The organism is Pseudarthrobacter sp. SSS035 (genome assembly GCF_023273875.1).
Lineage (GTDB): Bacteria > Actinomycetota > Actinomycetes > Actinomycetales > Micrococcaceae > Arthrobacter.
The window spans coordinates 1,828,519-1,846,360 of sequence record NZ_CP096882.1; the positions used below are offsets into that span (position 1 = coordinate 1,828,519).

Annotated in this window: 12 protein-coding genes and 1 pseudogene; 11 read left to right on the forward strand and 2 right to left on the reverse strand. The window is 62.6% G+C overall.

Annotation, left to right across the window (positions count from 1 at the left end; translation table 11 throughout):
- Positions 1 to 20 precede the first annotated feature (20 nt).
- The 7 genes and pseudogenes from MUN23_RS08435 (at position 21) to MUN23_RS08460 (ending at position 7,356) form a co-directional block, all read left to right on the forward strand.
- Positions 21 to 941 carry an AEC family transporter gene (locus MUN23_RS08435; RefSeq protein WP_248763404.1) on the forward strand — a complete coding sequence of 307 codons (921 nt, stop codon included), beginning with the start codon at positions 21 to 23 and terminating at the stop codon, positions 939 to 941.
- Between the two features lie 454 nt (positions 942 to 1,395).
- Complete coding sequence (locus tag MUN23_RS08440; protein WP_248760543.1) at positions 1,396 to 2,493, forward strand: site-specific integrase; 1,098 nt, start codon at positions 1,396 to 1,398, stop codon at positions 2,491 to 2,493.
- A 5-nt stretch (positions 2,494 to 2,498) separates the two neighbouring features.
- Positions 2,499 to 2,831, forward strand: a complete 333-nt coding sequence (locus MUN23_RS08445) for a helix-turn-helix transcriptional regulator (RefSeq protein ID WP_248760542.1) — start codon at positions 2,499 to 2,501, stop codon at positions 2,829 to 2,831.
- A gap of 181 nt (positions 2,832 to 3,012) precedes the next feature.
- The gene (locus MUN23_RS08450; protein WP_248760541.1) at positions 3,013 to 4,317 is read left to right on the forward strand and encodes a hypothetical protein; all 1,305 of its coding nucleotides are present in this window, start codon (positions 3,013 to 3,015) and stop codon (positions 4,315 to 4,317) included.
- Positions 4,318 to 4,426: 109 nt separating this feature from the next.
- Entirely contained in the window at positions 4,427 to 4,714 is a 288-nt protein-coding gene (locus tag MUN23_RS23630) for a hypothetical protein (protein WP_371876002.1), read from the forward strand.
- 337 nt (positions 4,715 to 5,051) lie between these two features.
- Positions 5,052 to 6,613 (forward strand): annotated as a pseudogene (istA, locus tag MUN23_RS08455) (IS21 family transposase).
- Positions 6,610 to 7,356: an ATP-binding protein gene (locus tag MUN23_RS08460; RefSeq protein WP_275216592.1), complete on the forward strand. Its 747-nt coding sequence runs from the start codon at positions 6,610 to 6,612 to the stop codon at positions 7,354 to 7,356. Before istA ends, MUN23_RS08460 begins: the two are co-directional and overlap by 4 nt.
- 391 nt (positions 7,357 to 7,747) lie before the next feature.
- Here MUN23_RS08460 and MUN23_RS08465 read toward each other — a convergent pair whose 3' ends face one another.
- Together MUN23_RS08465 and MUN23_RS08470 are read right to left on the reverse strand one after the other, a co-directional pair.
- On the reverse strand, positions 7,748 to 8,281 hold the full coding sequence (locus MUN23_RS08465) for a hypothetical protein (RefSeq protein WP_248763405.1): 534 nt from the start codon (positions 8,279 to 8,281) through the stop codon (positions 7,748 to 7,750).
- 380 nt (positions 8,282 to 8,661) lie between these two features.
- Entirely contained in the window at positions 8,662 to 9,837 is a 1,176-nt protein-coding gene (locus MUN23_RS08470) for a hypothetical protein (RefSeq protein ID WP_248763406.1), read from the reverse strand.
- A 358-nt stretch (positions 9,838 to 10,195) separates the two neighbouring features.
- On the opposite strand from MUN23_RS08470, the gene MUN23_RS08475 reads away from it, so the two are divergent.
- The 4 genes from MUN23_RS08475 to MUN23_RS08490 all read left to right on the forward strand — a co-directional run bounded on the left by MUN23_RS08475 (position 10,196) and on the right by MUN23_RS08490 (position 17,835).
- Positions 10,196 to 14,167, forward strand: a complete 3,972-nt coding sequence (locus MUN23_RS08475) for a hypothetical protein (RefSeq protein WP_248763407.1) — start codon at positions 10,196 to 10,198, stop codon at positions 14,165 to 14,167.
- Complete coding sequence (locus MUN23_RS08480) at positions 14,164 to 14,799, forward strand: hypothetical protein (protein ID WP_248763408.1); 636 nt, start codon at positions 14,164 to 14,166, stop codon at positions 14,797 to 14,799. The genes MUN23_RS08475 and MUN23_RS08480 overlap by 4 nt, the downstream gene beginning before the upstream one ends.
- A 1,193-nt stretch (positions 14,800 to 15,992) precedes the next feature.
- Positions 15,993 to 17,120, forward strand: coding sequence for a mandelate racemase/muconate lactonizing enzyme family protein (locus tag MUN23_RS08485; protein ID WP_248763409.1), 1,128 nt, complete (start codon positions 15,993 to 15,995; stop codon positions 17,118 to 17,120).
- Positions 17,121 to 17,130: 10 nt separating this feature from the next.
- Positions 17,131 to 17,835, forward strand: coding sequence for a FadR/GntR family transcriptional regulator (locus tag MUN23_RS08490; protein WP_248763410.1), 705 nt, complete (start codon positions 17,131 to 17,133; stop codon positions 17,833 to 17,835).
- Positions 17,836 to 17,842: the final 7 nt, after the last annotated feature.

Genomic DNA, 17,842 nt, shown 5'->3' on the forward strand with positions numbered 1-17,842 from the left:
GCTAAATAGAAGGGTGGACTGTGGGCGGCGTTGTCTCCGGAATCCTGATCGTCTCCGTGGTCATTGCCGTGGGCTATTTCGCGGCCCGGCTGCGGATCCTGGGGCCGGAAGTCCAGGGTGCACTGACCCGCACTGCCTACTACGTCACCAACCCGGCGCTGCTTTTCACGGTGGTTGCCGGCAGCGATATCCGCGCCGCCCTGGGAACCGATGCCCCGCTCGCGCTGCTCTCCGCAGCGATAGTGGGGCTTCTTTATTGGCTGGCGAGTTTCCTGTTCTTCCGGCGTCCGGCGGCGGAGACCGCCGTCGGGGCCATGGCCAGCAGCTACGCGAACGCCAACAACATCGGCATCCCGGTGTCCCTGTACGCCGTGGGAACGGCACAGCACGTGGCACCGGTGCTGCTGGTCCAGCTCCTGGTGATGGCGCCGTTCTACCTGACAGTCCTGGGCCTGGTCTCCGGTTCCAAAATCTCGTGGAAGAAGATGCTGCTGCAGCCGTTGGGCAATCCCATGATCATCGCCTCGGCATTGGGTGTGGCCGTCGCCCTGACCGGCTGGACCGCGCCGGACCTGCTGCAGAAGCCCATCGACATGCTGGCCGGCGGGGCCGTGCCCATGGTCCTGCTGGCCTTCGGCCTTTCCCTCGCCGGCCGCGCCCCGCTGCAGAAGGATGACGGCCGGACGGAAACCCTCGTGGCAACGTTCCTCAAAATCGCCGGGATGCCGCTGATTGTGTGGGTGCTTGGCCGCTTTGTCTTCGGGCTGGAAGGCCAGCATCTCCTGGCCAGCGTGATCATGGCGGCACTTCCCACCGCCCAGAACGTGTTCCTCTTTGCATCCCCCTACGGCCGCGGCATGACCGTGGCCCGCGACGTCATCCTGTGCACCACCGTACTGAGTGTGGGCGCACTCCTGGCCGTCGCCTGGCTGGTTGGGTAGACCCGGGGCGGATCTCCCGTCTGTCCCCCCGACGTCCAAAGGCAGGTCCGACGGGTTGTGGCTGCGAGCATGCCCCAACTCCTGCGGACTTCAGCCTGAGCTCTGGAAAGACTGAGTTCCATGGAACGGGAGTTCTCGCAGCTACTTCTACTCCCGTGCCTTGAAAACCGATAACGGACGTTACGTAAAGTAGAACAGTGATTATTGCATCCGATGCACGATCACACCTCCTCCGCCCATTGCCACCCGGTACCGCGTCACTTGAAGTAGAAATATGCCTGTGACCTGCGGAAACACCGCGCGAATGGTCGGCGGGGCTACTCGTAGGTCCACCAAGCAGCCCTCAAAAGCTGGAGTGCATCAAGCTGGAATGGGCCCTCTGATCCGCGGATTTGCGCGGATTCTGCATTAATTGCATGATTCTTGCATCCAATGCAATGTATCAGGAGGGTTCGTGGCGGTCGATTTAGCGGGGCGGGTGCTCGACTTCGGCGCTGTGCGTTTCCTTCACCCGGAGGACCACGTGTTCACACAGATGCTCACGGGCTGGCGCAACCAGCAGCTGAGTAGGAACCTGTCGTTTGGCACGATCGAGGGCCGGGAACGGCTGGTGACGCGGTTCCAGGAGTCCACGAACGAGTATCCGTGGCAGTGGACGCCGGCCCACGTGGACGAGTTCTTCGGGGATCTGCGCAGCGTGAAGCGTGCCGCCCAGTCCACAATCCGGAGCTACCAGGCAGCGCTGAGGGCGTTCTGCGCCTATGCGGCGTCGCCTGAGTATGGCTGGGACCGGGTCTGTGAACAGTACTTCGGAACGCACCCTGCACAGGTATGTTTTGACTGGAACACCGCGGTCCATGCGCAGGCGACAGAGTCAGCTCCTGTCCGGCGCCCGTTCACCAGGCAGGAGTTGCAGGCCTTCTTTGACCGAGCCGATGACGAGGTGGACCGGATCGCGACTCTGGGCCGCAAAGGCTGGCTGCCGGCCTACCGCGACGCTGTCCTGTTCAAGGTGGCCTACTGCTGGGGGCTGCGACGCAATGAGGTCAGACACCTGCAGACTGTGGATTTTTCCAGGAACCCCCACGCGCGGGAGTTTGGCAAGTACGGGGTGCTGCAGGTCCGCTATGGCAAGGCCATGCGGGGCTCTCCCCCGAAACGCCGCAGCGTCCTGACAGTGTTTGACTGGTCGGCGGAGATCATCGCCGACTGGCTGGAACGCGGCCACCCGCACATGACCGACGGGCTGGACCTGTTCCCCTCCGAACGCGGCACCCTGGTTTCCGAGACCGCGCTGAACCGCAGGTTCAACCGCTACTGCCAAGACCTGGGCCTCTCCCCCGGCCTGGACATCCACTCGCTGCGCCGCTCCTACGTCACCCACCTGATCGAAGCCGGCATGGACCCCCTGTTCGTCCAGCACCAGGCTGGACACGAACACGCCTCGACCACGGCCCTCTATACCTCCGTCTCCAGCGACTACCGGATCAAAACGCTGCGCCGGGCCCTGGACTCCACCGTCCGGGACGCCCTTGCCGGAATGGAAGACTGAACCTCATGAAACGAGAGATCGACTACCGGTGGCGGCTCGCCGAACTCATGGCAGCCCGCGGAATGCACAACAGCACCGACCTGGGCCCGTTGCTGAAGGAACGCGGCATCGAGCTCTCGGCCTCCCAGGTATATCGGCTGGTCACCCAGCGCCCGGAACGTGTCTCGCTGATGATGGTCGCTGCTCTCTGCGATATCTTCTCCTGCGGACCCGAGGACCTGGTCACCGTCATTGCAACAGACGCCAAGGTCCGCAAGGTCGCCTCCGACGCCAACGTCGTGGACCTGAACAAGACCATCCGGCCAAAACGTGCCCGCGTGATCCGCGATGACGGCTGAAATCACACCGCGGCTTGTCGTCCGCGGCCGGCCCCGCACGACAGGAGACTTCACCTGCGACAGATGCTCACGGACAGCCGGCAGGCACCGCGCCAGCTGGCCAGAAGGCAGGATCTGCGGGACCTGCTTCACCGTCGCCATGCGCACTCACGGGCCCTGCCCCGGCTGCCGAACGGAGCGCATGCTCCCGGGAAGGTCTGCTGCCCACAGCGACCAACCGGTCTGTGTCGATTGCGCAGGTATCACCCAGGACTACCACTGCTCCGGCTGCGGCACGGAAACCGAGCATTACCGCCAGAACATTTGCGCACGCTGCTCACTTCGGGACGACCTCACCGTCCTGTTGCGCGTCGACGAGGCCCGGGGATCGGAAACCACGGCGACGAAACTGCTTGGCGCGCTCTGCGGAGCCCAGCGCCCCGAAAGCATCCTCACGTGGCTGCGTAAAACCGGTGTCCGCGATTTGCTAGCCCGGCTTGCCACCGGCGAGATCGCCCTCAGCCATGAAGCTCTGGACAAGGAACCAAACAGCCTGCGGGTGGAACACATGCGCAGCCTGCTCACCCACCACAAGTTACTCCCGGAGAGGGACCACTACCTCGCGCTCTTTCAACGCTGGCTCACGAGCAAGCTCGCGAACGTTGACGACGTCGACATCAGACGACCCGTTGAATCCTTTGCCCGGTGGCACCACCTGCGACGCATCCGGAGCCTCTCCGCAGAGGGGAAGCCCACCCGCGGTCCCGTACACAGCGCGAAGCAGGAAATCAGCGAAACCATAAAATTCCTCAACTGGCTCAAGCTCACCCACGGACGGACCGTCGCCTCGTGCGTCCAGGCCGACGTCGACGCTTGGCTGGCCGACGGCCCGACCACAAGGCACGCCATCAGAACCTTCTTCGTCTGGGCGGTCACGAACCGGACCTGCACCAACATCACCATCGGATTCCGGCAGGCCAAGACCGTGCCACTGCTCACCCAGGGCCAGCGCCTCGGAATGCTCAAAGCCTGCCTGACCGACAACATAGACACCCTGCCTTACCGGGTCGCCGCCACTCTCCTGCTGCTCTACGCCCAGCCGGTCGTGAAGATCGCCGCGATGAGAAGCACCGACGTGATCCTCACGCCCGACGGCCTGCGCCTGTCCCTCGGCGAAGGCGACCCTGCACCAGTACCGGAGCCGTTCGCGTCACTGCTCACAGAACACCTGGCCGCACGCCCCAACTTGCGCACCGGCAGCAGTTCAGGCAGCGAATGGTTGTTCCCCGGCTACCGGCCCGGGCAACACATCCACCCAAACACGCTCATGGAGCGCCTCAGGGAAATCGGCATCAACCTCCTCGGTGCACGCAACGCATCCCTCCGCGCGCTCGTCACCGAAGTTCCGGCCCCGCTCGTCGCCGAAATGCTCGGCTACAGCTATCAAGTGACCCAGAAGCACGCAACCGCGGCCGCCGAGCCCTGGTCCCGCTATCCAAGAATCTAGGCGACGCGGATAATGACTGACACCATCGGAATCGATCGATAGCCACTCCCTAGAGATCTGGGACGGGCCTCACGGATGGCAGCCCGACTAACGGATGGCAGCCCGACTAATGGAGGCAATGGTGGCAACAAAGGAAGAACTGCAACGGAGGCTTCAACGCATCCTCCGCTGGTTCCTTCCAGTAATGGTCATCATGCTGATCTCCACCGTCCTAAGCCTCGTTGGTGTCGATTCGGAGCCATGGCTCTGGACTCGGACCATTCTCTTCGGCATCGCCGTCCTCGTAATGGGCGTCCAAATAACCAGATTCTCGCTATGGCAGAGGGACGAGTACTGGCGAGAACGAGGAAGAGATCCTAAGCATCCGGAGCGGTTTCCGTCGACCGACGCTGAATAGTTCCAAAGTGAATATGCACGGTTACCAGTAAGTATGCTAATAGTTGCACACGCCCTTCTATTTAATGGCCGGTCTCATTATGTGTTGATCTCCTGTCTCACTCACTCAACTGTCTCATCCAAGTCGACGCCCTCTCACTACAGTTGCCCATCCCACCGATCTGTCTCACTACAGTGAATATTCGCGCTTTTGGGGTCCATCTGTCGTGTGTTTGGGGGCCGGTGGGCAGAGCGCGCAGTAGCGGTCTTGGGTGCCGGCAGTGGCGTGCCTGGGGGCCACCCAGTTTAGGCTCCTTCCGTCGTGTGTATAGGGCGCACGGCGGAAGGAGTAATCATCAATGGTACGGAAGATCAGAGCGAAGCTCGTGTTGCAGTTGCGCGCCGAGGGCCTGTCCGGGCGGGCGATCGCGGCATCGCAGGGAATGTCGCGGAAGAGCATCACGGCGGTGCTGGAGGCCGCCGACGCGGCCGGTGTGGTTTGGGATGAGATCGCCGAAAGTACGGACCGCGAGGTGTATGCCCGGTTGTTCCCGGGCCGCGGTGAGCATCAAAGCGTGTTCGCGCAGCCGGACTGGGACCAGGTCCACCGGGAGATGGCCCGGGTCGGGGTGACGCTGAAGCTGCTGCATGGCGAGTACGCCGATTCATGCGCCGCTGCCGGTGAGCCGATGATGGGTTATGACCGGTTCTGCAGGACCTACCAGCGGCATGTGTTGGTAACGGGGGCGGCATCCCGGGTCGGGCACAAGGCCGGGCAGACGGTGGAGGTCGACTGGTCGGGGCCGACGATGCAGCTGGCCGATCCGGCCACGGGCAAGTCCAGGACCGTGTATCTGTTCGTGGCATGCCTGCCCTTCAGCCGGTATGCGTTCGTTGAACCTGCCCTGGACATGAAGCAGGACACCTGGTTGCGGGCCCACGTGGCGATGTTCGAGGCCTTCACCGGTTCGGTGCCGCGGATCGTGCCGGACAATCTGAAGACCGGTGTCATCAAGCATCCCCGCGAGGGCGAGGTCGTGCTCAATGACGCTTACCGCGAGATGGCGGCGCACTATTCAGCGGCGGTGCTGCCCGGACGTGTCAGGCACCGAAGGATAAGGCGAGCGTGGAAAACACGGTCGCCCACGTGGCTACCTGGATCATCGCAGGGCTGCGCCAGCGACAATTCACATCGTTGCCGGAGCTCAGGGCCGCCATCATCGAGCGGGTGGCGGCCTACAATGCGGAGCCGTTCCAGAAGCGGCCCGGGTCCAGAGCCAGCGTGTTCGCAACCGAGGAGCAGCCGCTGCTGACGGGATTGCCGGCGGCGGCCTACGAGATCAGCAGATGGGCATACGGGCGCCGGGTTAGCCGGAACGGGCACGTGGTCTGGGAGAGAAACTACTACTCGGTGCCCTTTGCCAATATCGGCACCACGGTGGACCTGCGGATCACCGATCGGGTGATTCAGGCCTATCAGGGCAGCGAACGGCTGACCAGCCACCTGCTGCTGCCCGAGGGCGCGGCCAACGAGTACCGCACCAACGACGCGGACCTGCCCGCCGGCGAGAAGTACCGGCAGTGGGACCCGGCCCGGGTGCGGGAGTGGGCCGGACGGATCGGCCCGGCAGCGGTGACCGTGGTCAACCGGATCTTCGAGTCCGTCCCGGTCGACGAGCAGGGCCTGGACGCAGCACTGGCCGTGTTGCGGCTCTCCCGGCGCTACTCGGCCGAACGGGTCGAGGCAGCCTGCCGGCTTGCGTTGGCAGGCCGCGTCCGGTCCCCGCGGTATGCCCATCTGCAGCCGATCCTGGCCACAGAGCAGGACAAAGCCGCCGGACTCAGGCCACCACGGGATGAACCGGTCGAACACGGCGGATACGTCCGCGGCGCCGAATACTACGCAGGTGGTGCCAAGTGAGCGGGATCGATATCGAAACCAAACGCAAGCTCCGTGAGATGGGTGCCGCCCCGATGCTGGAGGCACTCGAGGCCCAGGACGAGACGCTCGTGCTCGGCATGGCCTTCGAGGAACGGCTCCGGCTGGTCGTGGACGAGGCCCACTCCGGGTTCAACCACGCCAAGGTTGAGGGACTGATCCGGCGGGCCGGGCTACGCTACCCGGGCGCGGATCTGCGCCGGCTCGACCTCGTGGACGAGCGTGGTCTGGACCGGAACGTGATCGCCCAGCTCGGCACGTGTTCGTTCATCGAACGGCAGCAGAACGTCGTGTTTCAGGGATTCACCGGATCCGGGAAATCCTACCTGGGGTGCGCGCTGGCCAAGCAGGCCTGCCAGCACCGGATCCGGGCCCACTACGTCCGCATGCCCGACCTTGAGGAAGCCTGGGCACTGGCAAAGGACAAACCACAGGGACAAACCAAATTCCTGAACAAGTACGCGGCCTTCACCCTCCTCGTGATCGACGAATGGCTTCTCGACCACCCCGACGAGGGCATGCGCAGCATGCTCCTGGAACTGCTCGAGCGCCGGTACGACACAGCATCAACCGTGTTCTGCACCCAGTACGCCAAGAAAGACTGGCACCAACGGCTCGGCTCCGGCGTCCACGCCGATGCAATCATGGACCGCATCGTTCACAACACCATCTGGGTCGATACCGGCAACCACAACATGCGCCAACACGCCACCATGAAGCAGTAAGAAAACGTCGGTGGGAGCCGGCGGCCCCCACAACCACGGCCACTGGCCCCCACCGGCAATATCAATGGCCCCGAAAGGCAAGATCGGCTGGCTTCCAAACCTTCAAATACTCAACAGTTGACCCAACGGTCCAAGTTCCTTGTATTGCCGGCGGTTTTTGGTTCGACAGCTCACCCAGGGATTCTTCGCTTTGGTCCAACTGTAGTGAGACAAACCGGAAGAATCTTTCTCACAACCGTTGACCCAACCCCCGAGATTCCGTGGTTTTCGTGGGTCGACTTAAATGAGACGGGACACATGGGCACTCTTCTCTGCCGCGGACTTCCGCAGGCCGCGTGCAATTAGCTCTTCTGACGCGGTATTCCCCACGGGTACCGAAAAGCCCAGATCGCTATATTGCTCGAGTCGCGTTGATAAAAGACGCTTCTAAGTCATACAGACGATTCATGTTATCTCTAATTATCTTCGCTGATGGTTGCCATTTCTCCCATCCCCTGCGAACATACTCGTCGGCGCCCAGGTAGTTAGAATCCTGAATGAGACCGAAGGCGACGCTTGCTTCCTCTCGGAGCCAATTAGAGGTTGCTTGTATAGCGTCGACCATTATAGAGTCGATATCAGATAATTCTCGAAATAGTCTGGAGAGTTCATCAGCCTCCTCCGGATGCAGAACTCGACTAAACCAAGGCTGAAGATAGGCTGCGTAAATCGACCAGATCTTTGCACAGTCGCCTTTTGCCTTGCGCATCTCGGCCTCATGTCCACCGGACGCGAAGCTCCGAAGCTTAATTTCCTCTTCATGAAATTTGACATTCTTTTCGTCCGGTATTAGCCAAAGGGATAGATAATCGTTGACGGTCTGAAAGAGGATGGCATGAATCTTGCCGAGCTCAAAGAGGACAATTTGGAGTTTTTGCGCCGCCACATCCGGCTGTTTTATTAGTTTGCGCCTAATCCTTCTCCAGAAACCCGAGTTTTTCCGTAATTTCCAAAAGGCCTTTACCGGTCTGAAGACCTAGCCCCAAAGGATCTATTGTCATGATTCCTACCTCCCGCGTCGAGCATTGTTGACCGGTCGTCTAGATGATTGGAATAGCATTCCAGCATCTTTTCGTAGGCCGCCTTGCCGGGAACTGCACTCCGCAGATGGTGTCGCGATGTTCCTTAGCACTGTTCAACGTGCAGAGGATGTACACGATGCGGACCACCAGGTCGATCGGTGGGCAGCAGCTTGAGGATGCCTGCAGCCTGTACGAAACGCGATCCTCCACGAGGTCGGCGCCCTGGTGGGCCTAACAGTGCTCATCAGCCGCCGCCCCCGCCTGACCCATCGACTGTGCCGATGTGGAGGAAATCCATCAGGTCAGCCTTTGTAGACCAATGATTTGGCCCAATCGCGCTGTTTGCTGACGGGAGGTCTGGCAGCCGCACGTGTCGATGTAGAGCAAAAATTCGCGACGATATCTCCCGAATGTCGTCCGTAAGAAGCACTAAGTCGTTGGGACCCTCTAGTACATCGCGGACCCAACGCTGGATCAATGGCAGCGCACGAACGTATTCGTCCAGCGCTTCTCTGTCCCGACGGACCATTGCCGAAGTTGTGTAGTAATTTGCCAGGATCGCGCGTCCCGCTTGCGACTGCGGAAGGAACTCTGTGATGAATTTTCTTACCCTTAAAAAATCCACCTGGTCTGATGAGACCAGCCCTAGGCGAATGGCTTTAGTGAAAACTCCCACAAACGGGTCACCGCTTGAATCGGTCTTGCAGTAGTACCCCGCAGACATATTTGGGGGGACGGCCTCGCAGGAGCCGCTTCCGCCGCCGCAGGATGTGCTGTTTCCGCAGTTACCGCCTATTCCCCCCGGAGGTCGCCGCAGCAGCGCCGTGTAGATTTCATCACCATAGAGCCCAATTGCCGGGGCGCCGGCCAGCCTCTGCCCATCGACGAGGACCGCTTTACGTAGCCCTTGATCCGAAATCTTGAGTCGGTGCTCGATGCCCCAGAAACCTGCTTTGAACTCATAAATTACAGACTCGGCCGGGAGCTGGTTGAGCTTGAACGCGGCGAAGTGAAGTAGCCGGATGTCGTCAAGGTCCGGCATGGCCCTGACGGTGACCGCAAGTTCTTTGATTTCGCTGTAACTGTCGCCAGCGCGCTCGAAGTACCGGTGATCCATGCCATCGGCGGAGCGACAGAACACGCTAACTGCGTGGACGGATTCCTTCGTCACGATCTCGTCCGAGCATCCCGGACCGTTAGCGAACATGAAGACCCAGATAATGTCTCGAAGATCTCGGTGGGGAGCCACTTCTTCGTGGAGGATCTCTGCGAGCTCCTCCACCATTTCGGGGCGCACTTCGTTATAGAAGACGTGGCGCAACTCCTTTACGCCGATCACATCGAGGAAGCGTTTGTTGTGCTGGTAACTTCCACGGGGAATGCCGACATCTACTTCGCTAGAAAGTATCGCAACGGACATCTGTGGCTCCCACTGATAGAGAAATCCTTCACACAAATAGTCCTCGGCTAGCTCCGGGTTGTCTAGATGTGCTGATGCCCTCTTACGAGGAAAACGTTCCCGAGCTTCTCCTTCACTCCCATTCCGATCGGGTTTTGAGGGTAGCGATGACCTTCGTGACAGCCCTGTATTCACTCAGTCGAAGCGTCATGCTTCGCAGTGCGACGTGGCAGACACCGCCCGACGGACACGTGGCTAAGCGGGCTTCATTGATGAGTCAACGCGGCCCGCCCGTTGACATCGCTCAGATGCGGCGGGACACTGGACCGAAAATCCCCGGGGATACTTGGGGCTGGTCGCGAGACACTGCGGGGTGGGAATGGACACCAACGAGCCGCTCATAGCCGATCGTCGCCGCCCGAACATCGCCGGTCTCCGGACTGTGCGGCTCGAGCCGCCAGGACAGTCAGCGAGCGAAAGCGAGCCCACACGGTCGTCCAAGGTCGCCGCGGGCAACGGCAGGAAGAAGCCGCCGACCGCTCCTCCCCCGCGACACCGCGCACCCGAGCGTATTGCCCTCTTCCACGACGATACATTGCTGGCTGCGGCGTTCGGCGAGGTCGTCCGCATCTACAGCGTGGACGAGTTCGAAGCCGGTGATACGAAGCCGACGACGGAGGTCGTGCTGAAGAATCCGGTCGTCCGACTCGCAGGTCACAGCGACGCTGTCATCGCCGGGCTCGACGATGGCACGCTATGGCGAATCTCGCCGTCTCCTGGTGCGCGTCCGACAACCGACTTGCTCGCAGAGTTCGCAGGCACGGCACGCGCAATCTTCCCGGTCCGCGGAGCCGTTCTCGTGGTCACGGAATCCGCGAGTGAGACCAGGCTCATCGAAGTCATGCGCGGTGGCAGGCTCGGCAGGTCGGCAGTCTTGCCTTTTGCACGGATCTCCCATCTGTCCGCGCTCGACGACGAGGGCACGCTCATCGTGGTCGACGAGCGCCACGGCGCTCACCTCACGCGCTTCACGACGAGCAGCGACGCACCCACGCTCGAGGTGACGATGCTCGACGATGCAGACCGCGTCACCGCTGTCACCAAGGCTCCGGGCGGGTGGCGTATCATCGCGCGCAAGGGCGGCGAGATGCAGAAGGTTCGATTCGACACCTCATCCGCTGCGTCGCTCGACGAAGTCTGCGCGCGGCTGAGGGATGCCCTGCGAACCTGCGGGTGCGCGTGCAACACGCACCCGGGCGGCCACGAGCCCAATCGGCCGAAGCCGGAAGAACCCTGCGAGTGCAACGAACTGGGCCGACCCGGTCCCGGCAAGCCCGATCGACACGTCGGTGGGCCCAGCGACGACGAGCCCTGCGGGCGCAAGCACCGCGCCCGCCTTGCCTGGTCGGTGGCGACGCTGGCACGCACCGGTCCGTACATCACGGCGATCTCTGCGAAGGGAGATCGCGTCGCCGTCCTCGACGCCGATCTAAACGTGCTCGTAGAACGGTACGTGGGCTCTTCGGCCATCGATCTCGGCACACCGGCATCCGATCGCATCGCCGTTCTTGACCGACGGGGTGGCTTGCTCGAGACTTGGGACTTGCAGGATTACGTCGTCGCCGCGGGAATCCGGCCCGCCTTCACACCAAAGTTCACGGCGCCGCCGCTGACGACATCCGTCTTCTACGGCCAGCCGACCTCGCCCGCCTCACCCAACCCGCACCTGCGCATCGTGGTGTGCCCCGTCATCGAACCAGGACAGGTTTTCAGCGACGCCGACCAGTCCAAGTTGCACGCCCTCATGCAGCAGAACGCATATTCGATTGCGCAGGACTACTACCGCGAAAACAGCTTCGGGACGCTGACGACCGAATTTTCAGTTCTCGGCGTCGACATCGGCGGAACCGGCAAGCCGCTAACTCTCCCCGCCTCGTTCGCGAGTTACTTCTGGGATGATTACCGCGCCGGTGGCTTGCTTGCCGTGATGCCCGCCGTATGGCCCGCTCCTGTCGTCTTCGACGGCCGTGAGCAGCTGAGAGTACGAACCCATCCGTCGAAAGGTTCGTCCCGCGACTACAACGTGCGGTTCGCTGCGCTGTGGACGCGTCGGACACACAGCAGCTACCCCGTTACTGTGAACCTCACGGGCACCGAGACGCTGACTGTCGCCGTGACGGATGGAGGGGGCACAACCCGCACACTCATACTCAACTTTGGTGTGCTCAATGAGAGCCTCGCCCAAGGCGATGACGAGAACGCATTCCTCACGAGGATCGGCCAGCACTTGACTGCTGCGATCCGGGCGGCCGAAGCGACAGCAGGGTCTGGACAGGTCATTGAGGATGTAGTGTTCCGCCGTGTGCGCACGTCGTCGGACGACACCGAGTTCGGGCACCTGCTCGGTCAGTGGCGCATCGCCGGAGGCGGCGGCAGCAAGGGAAGCATCCAAACCGTCCCACCGGGCGGCACGATCCCTGCGGGATTCGTCGCCCTGGGCTTGGCAGGAACGGGCACTACTTCATCGTCCGGAACTGCCGACAGTCGAGCCCGGATCGCTTCCTACCTGTCGCACTGCCTCGACGCTACGATCCGCGACGCGGGCGAAGGACCAGGGCTCAACGACACACAGCTGTCCAACGAACCCGCCACCGAGGAAGACTCGGGAGCGCGGATCGTCAGGGCCGTTATACGGCTCAGTAACGAGTACGGGGGTAAGCTTGCGAACATCGAACGGGTGTCATCCTCGGGCCTCGTGTCAACGGGGTGGAGCACCTCGACTCCACAAGTCGGGAGTGAGACGAGCTTCAACGGCCGCAACACCGTGCGCGACAGCGAGAAGCTCGCCCACGACACCTTCACCGCCGCAATGAATCGCATCCGTTCGCAGGGAATATGGGATCGGGAGGCAATTCGCTCGCAGTTCGCCCTGTTCGACGGCCTGATGATTGCGTTCGTCGGCTCTTGCCCGTCGATTGTGCCCGCCGCCGACAGATGGCAGTGCACGAATGCCGTCGACCAGAACCGATTCCGGATGTTCGTGCGGTGGCACTCCGCAACCGACCAAAACGACCCTGATCCCAGCGCCACACCGGTGGCCATGCCGAGCAGCCCGGTCATCGGTCAGCGCTTCGACAGGTTTGACGCCGCTATGATGACCCATGAGATTGGGCACGGGCTCGGGCTTCCGGACCTCTATTACGCAACTGGCTTTCGGGATGACGTGCAGTATGTGGATGCATGGTGCAACATGGCCGGCAGCAACACCAACTTCAACCACTTCTGCGCATGGTCCAAGTGGGCCGTGGGGTGGATCCCCGATAGCATGGATCCGAACGTGAACCGGGTCATCGAGGTGCAGATGCCCGAGCCGACGGGGGTCAGCCGGACGGAGGCCTGGCTCGTGCCAGTGGAGTACTGGGACAATTCGATGCGCTCCGACGTCGTCGCCGCCGTCGGGTCGGGTCTGCCGATAGGCCAGATGATGAAGATCGACCTCGGCAGCGACGGCGGGGTGATCGACATCGCCGAGTTCCGGGCGCGGGGCGACGTGTACTCCCAGAACACCAACCCTGTGCCCACTGTAGTCGTGACCAACGTACTCGATCCCGCCACCGACCGCCGATGGGCGGTCAACGGCCTATACCGACGGAACGCGCACCTCCTCAATGACGGCACAGAACTGACCGCGCCCGGCGATCGCTGGGACTTCGCCGATGGAGCAGAGTTCCCTATCAAGGGATGCGTCGCAGAGATCGTCGACATCCAGACCATCCGCGGAGGTTCGATCCCCATCTGCCGCCTGCGGATCGAACGGGAAGCGGCCGAATTCATCGACCTGCACTTCCAAGACCCGATCCCATCGTGGCGCAGTCCCGACATCTGGGTGGATTGGCCCGAAGACAACCCAGACCCCGACGAACCTCGCATCTACCCCGAGGGCACCCCGACCGATCAAGGCGAGACGGTCCGGTACCCAAGCAGCGGCACCGAGCCCCACTTCCTAGTGGTCCGTCCTCACAACGCGGGCAACATCCACGCCGAGAACGTGCGCGTGAAGTGGTTCATCTGCGACCCGCCTGGCGCTGGCGACGAGGGCCGCTGGGTCGAGCGCGACACCGTGACACTCCCACAGTTGGACGGAGACAGCTGGGAGGCGATCCCGTTCTCGTGGACCGTGACCCCCGACACCAGCTCGCATCAGTGCCTGCGGGCCGAAATCATCGACTGGCGCATCCCTAACGGGGTAGACCCCGCGACGGGTGACACCGTCGCGCTTGCCGGTGACGACGTCAAGCTGCAGAACGGCAACGCCCAAAAAAATGTGTTCGATTTCGAGGCCGCGACATGACATACGACACGATCCACTTCCCTTTCCAGGTGCACAACGACGCCAGCGTTTCGGAGACTGCGTACCTGACCCCCGAGCATCTGCCGTTCGGCACTCGCCTGGAAGTAACCCCGAGCAGTGCCGCAGTTGAGCCCGGCACCGCGGTGGTGTTCCACTGCACGCTCACCGTCGACGACCAAATCATCCGGCCGGGCTGCGACAACGACCAAGGATTTCTGCTCACCGCATGGCGCGTCGCCAACGACGCGGACGAGCGGTGGGGAAGTTGCTTCTATTGGCTCCGGCCCCGCGTTCGCACACGCCTGGACTGGTCTCGAGGTTCTTGGTACGAGGATCACTTCGTTCTGCACGGCGTGCTCTCCCTCGACACTGACACCAGCGTCCAGCTGGCGAGCCAGCTCCCGCTCTCGGTGCGCATCCGCGTCGATGTCGAGAACGACGGCGACTCCGAGGGCCAGTGGCACACCGTACCGGTGCAACCAGGCGGCGGCTTCTTCCTCGTGCTCTCCCTCGACGCTCCGGGCGGCGCGATCGCGCGGTCGCAGGCCTGGTTCGATCGCACCGATCTTCTTGCATCTTCGAGATCCGGCGTATGGGAGTCCAAGCACGCCCTTACCCCGGTTATCCAATGATCCGCCACTCCAGCTGCATGTCCGGTGGACGGAATATCTGGAGAGTGCGGGAGGTTCACCTCAGTCGGACGTCGACCCTTTTCTCCACGAAGACCGCCCAGCGGATTGCGGTGCGGACAGATCCCGTAAGGTGACCCGCCGCCGAAGTCCGAGCACTTCTGCAGAAAGGCGAAGGTCGGCAAACTGCTGGTTGGTGGCGTTCAGCGCCCCTGAGGCCCCGTCTGCAAACTGATCGCAGCTGGTTGACCTGTGTGAGCTGCCGTCCAGGCCGGGAGTTGCGTCTACCGTAGCGAAACCGGGGCAGCAAGATGCGTCAAGTAGTGTGAATTCGTCGAGCTCAGTCCGCGGGTCCTCTTCCAGAAGCAGCGTGACCTGGCCCCTAGGGCCATTAACTCGGGGCTGACAGCTCGCCCGATCCTCGCCACGATGCGGCTACTCACGGATAGGTCCACCTGCCCTTACAAGCAGTCGACCTCCCAATTCTGAGTCCCTTCACCGCCTGCCTTCTTGATACAAGCTGTCAGTTTGACGCACACCCCAACCTGACGTCAGGCATTGCCAAAGTAGTTGTCAGAATAGGATCGATTCGCCGTTTTCTAGACAGCCCTCGGAGGCAGTCATAGATTTCATCCTGACGCCCTTGGCGCAGAAGAATTCTATGGCAAATCAGAGGATCGGCTGTGCAAGGTCAGCACCGTGGACCAGAACGACAAGCGCCAGCTCGACGGTCAGGCCCTGGATAGGACTTTCAGCGACACGACGTCCGGCAGGGAGATTGCCAGGCCACAGTTGCCGAGCTGATGCGGTTTACCCGGGACGGAAACGCTGTGGTGGTCCACAGCATGGACCGGCTCGATCGAAATATGGACGGCCTGCGCTCACTAGCCCAGGCTCCTACCAACAAGGGTGCGCGTGTGGCGTTCGTCAAGTACGCCTGGTCCTCACCGGCGAGGTCTCCGAAATCCGATCTCATACTCTCGGTGAACGGGCGCCTTCGCCGAATTCGAACGGGCCTTTATCAAGGAGCGGGAGCAGGATCATGGAACGGCAACGGGAGTGTATCGCCCTGGCCTGACAGCGGGACGTCCCAGAAAGACCGGCACCCCCGGCATTACTTGTAATACAAGTTTGATACTTGTAATCTAAGTAGCAGGGCAACGCAGCCCGCCCAGCCTGCTTTTTGAGGAGCAACCATGAGTACCGTCGATGTCATCCGGCACGTCAAGCTTTCCACCGCGCGGCTGCCGCTGGCCGTCCCCATCAGTGACGCCAAGGTTTTCACCGGCCGCCAGAAGCCCATGACCGAAGTGGTCTTCCTGTTCGCGGAGATCACCACGGAACTGGGCTACAGCGGTATCGGCTTCAGCTACTCCAAGCGCGCCGGCGGCCCCGCCCAGTATGCCCACGCCAAGGAGGTCGCACAGGGACTTATCGGCGAGGACCCCAACGACATCGGCAAGATCTACACCAAGCTCCTCTGGGCCGGCGCCTCCGTGGGCCGCTCGGGGGTGGCCACGCAGGCCCTGGCCGCGATCGACATCGCGCTGTACGACCTCAAGGCCAAGCGCGCCGGCCTCTCCCTGGCCAAGTTCCTAGGCGCTTACCGGGACTCCGTTCAGACCTACAACACGTCCGGCGGCTTCCTCAACGCCTCCCTGGAAGAGGTCAAGGACCGCGCCACAATCCTCCTGGAGGAAGGCATCGGCGGCATCAAGATCAAGGTGGGCCTGCCCGACAGCAAGGAAGACCTGCGCCGCGTGGCCGGAATCCGCGAACACATCGGCTGGGATGTTCCCCTAATGGTGGACGCCAACCAGCAGTGGGACCGGGCCACCGCCCTGCGCATGGGCCGCCAGCTGGAGCAGTACAACCTCATCTGGATCGAAGAGCCGCTGGATGCCTACGACTTTGAGGGCCACGCGCACCTCGCCAACGTCCTGGACACCCCCATCGCCACGGGCGAGATGCTGGCGTCCGTGGCCGAGCACAAGGGCCTCATCACCGCCAACGGCTGCGACATCATCCAGCCGGACGCACCGCGCGTCGGCGGCATCACCCAGTTCCTGCGCCTTGCCGCCCTCGCGGACGAGCGCGGCCTTGGCCTGGCGCCGCACTTCGCCATGGAGATCCACCTGCACCTCGCCGCGGCGTACCCGCGGGAACCGTGGGTGGAGCACTTCGACTGGCTGGATCCGCTGTTCAACGAGCGCCTCGAAACCAAGAACGGCCGCATGCTGGTCCCGGACCGTCCCGGCCTGGGCGTGACCCTCAGTGACCAGGCCCGCGCCTGGACCACCGAGTCCGTGGAGTTCGGCGCGTAACCTTGAAGGCATGAGCCGGAACCTGACCGCGGACCTCGCCGCCGACCTTCGCACCCGCATCGTGGACGGCGTCATCCAGCCCGGCGACAAGCTTCCCAGCGAAAACACGCTGATGGGCGACTTCGGCGTCAGCCGCACAGTAGTGCGCTCGGCACTGACGCGGCTCCAGGCCGAAGGGCTGGTGGAAACCGAACGCGGGCGGGGCAGCTTCGCACTGACCCCGCCCGACGACGGCCCCCAGCCAGTCCCGGGCAGCCGCCCGGTCGCCAGCGTCGAAGACCGCCTTCACCTGCTGGAATTCCGGATGGGTGTGGAGTCCGAGGCTGCGGCCCTGGCCGCCCGCAACCACTCCGACCGCCAGCTCAGGGCCATCAATGCTGCCCTGGAACAGTTCGCTGCCAGCGCCGACCACCCCGGCCACGCCATGAAGGCCGACTTCGAGTTCCACCGGGCCATCGCGGCCGCCTCCGGCAACCCTTTCTACTCAGATTGCCTCGCCGCACTGGGCCAGACGATGATCGCGATGCCGCGCACCCGGCTGCTCACCGGCGTCGAACATTACGCCCGGGACCACTTTGACCAGGTGGTCCACGAGCACCGCTCCATCGCCGCCGCCATCGCCGACGGTGATGAGACCGCCGCCTCGGCCGCCATGCGCAGCCACCTCGCAAATTCCCGACGGCGGTTCAAGGCTTCGGTACGCCCACCCGCTTAGGCACCGC

Coding starts and splice junctions, on each gene's coding strand:
- MUN23_RS08485 (WP_248763409.1), top strand. CDS start 15,993: ATGAGTACCGTCGATGTCATCCGGCACGTCAAGCTTTCCACCGCGCGG.
- MUN23_RS08475 (WP_248763407.1), top strand. CDS start 10,196: ATGGACACCAACGAGCCGCTCATAGCCGATCGTCGCCGCCCGAACATC.
- MUN23_RS08450 (WP_248760541.1), top strand. CDS start 3,013: ATGCTCCCGGGAAGGTCTGCTGCCCACAGCGACCAACCGGTCTGTGTC.
- MUN23_RS08445 (WP_248760542.1), top strand. CDS start 2,499: ATGAAACGAGAGATCGACTACCGGTGGCGGCTCGCCGAACTCATGGCA.
- MUN23_RS23630 (WP_371876002.1), top strand. CDS start 4,427: ATGGAGGCAATGGTGGCAACAAAGGAAGAACTGCAACGGAGGCTTCAA.
- MUN23_RS08490 (WP_248763410.1), top strand. CDS start 17,131: ATGAGCCGGAACCTGACCGCGGACCTCGCCGCCGACCTTCGCACCCGC.
- MUN23_RS08470 (WP_248763406.1), bottom strand. CDS start 9,837: ATGTCCGTTGCGATACTTTCTAGCGAAGTAGATGTCGGCATTCCCCGT.
- MUN23_RS08480 (WP_248763408.1), top strand. CDS start 14,164: ATGACATACGACACGATCCACTTCCCTTTCCAGGTGCACAACGACGCC.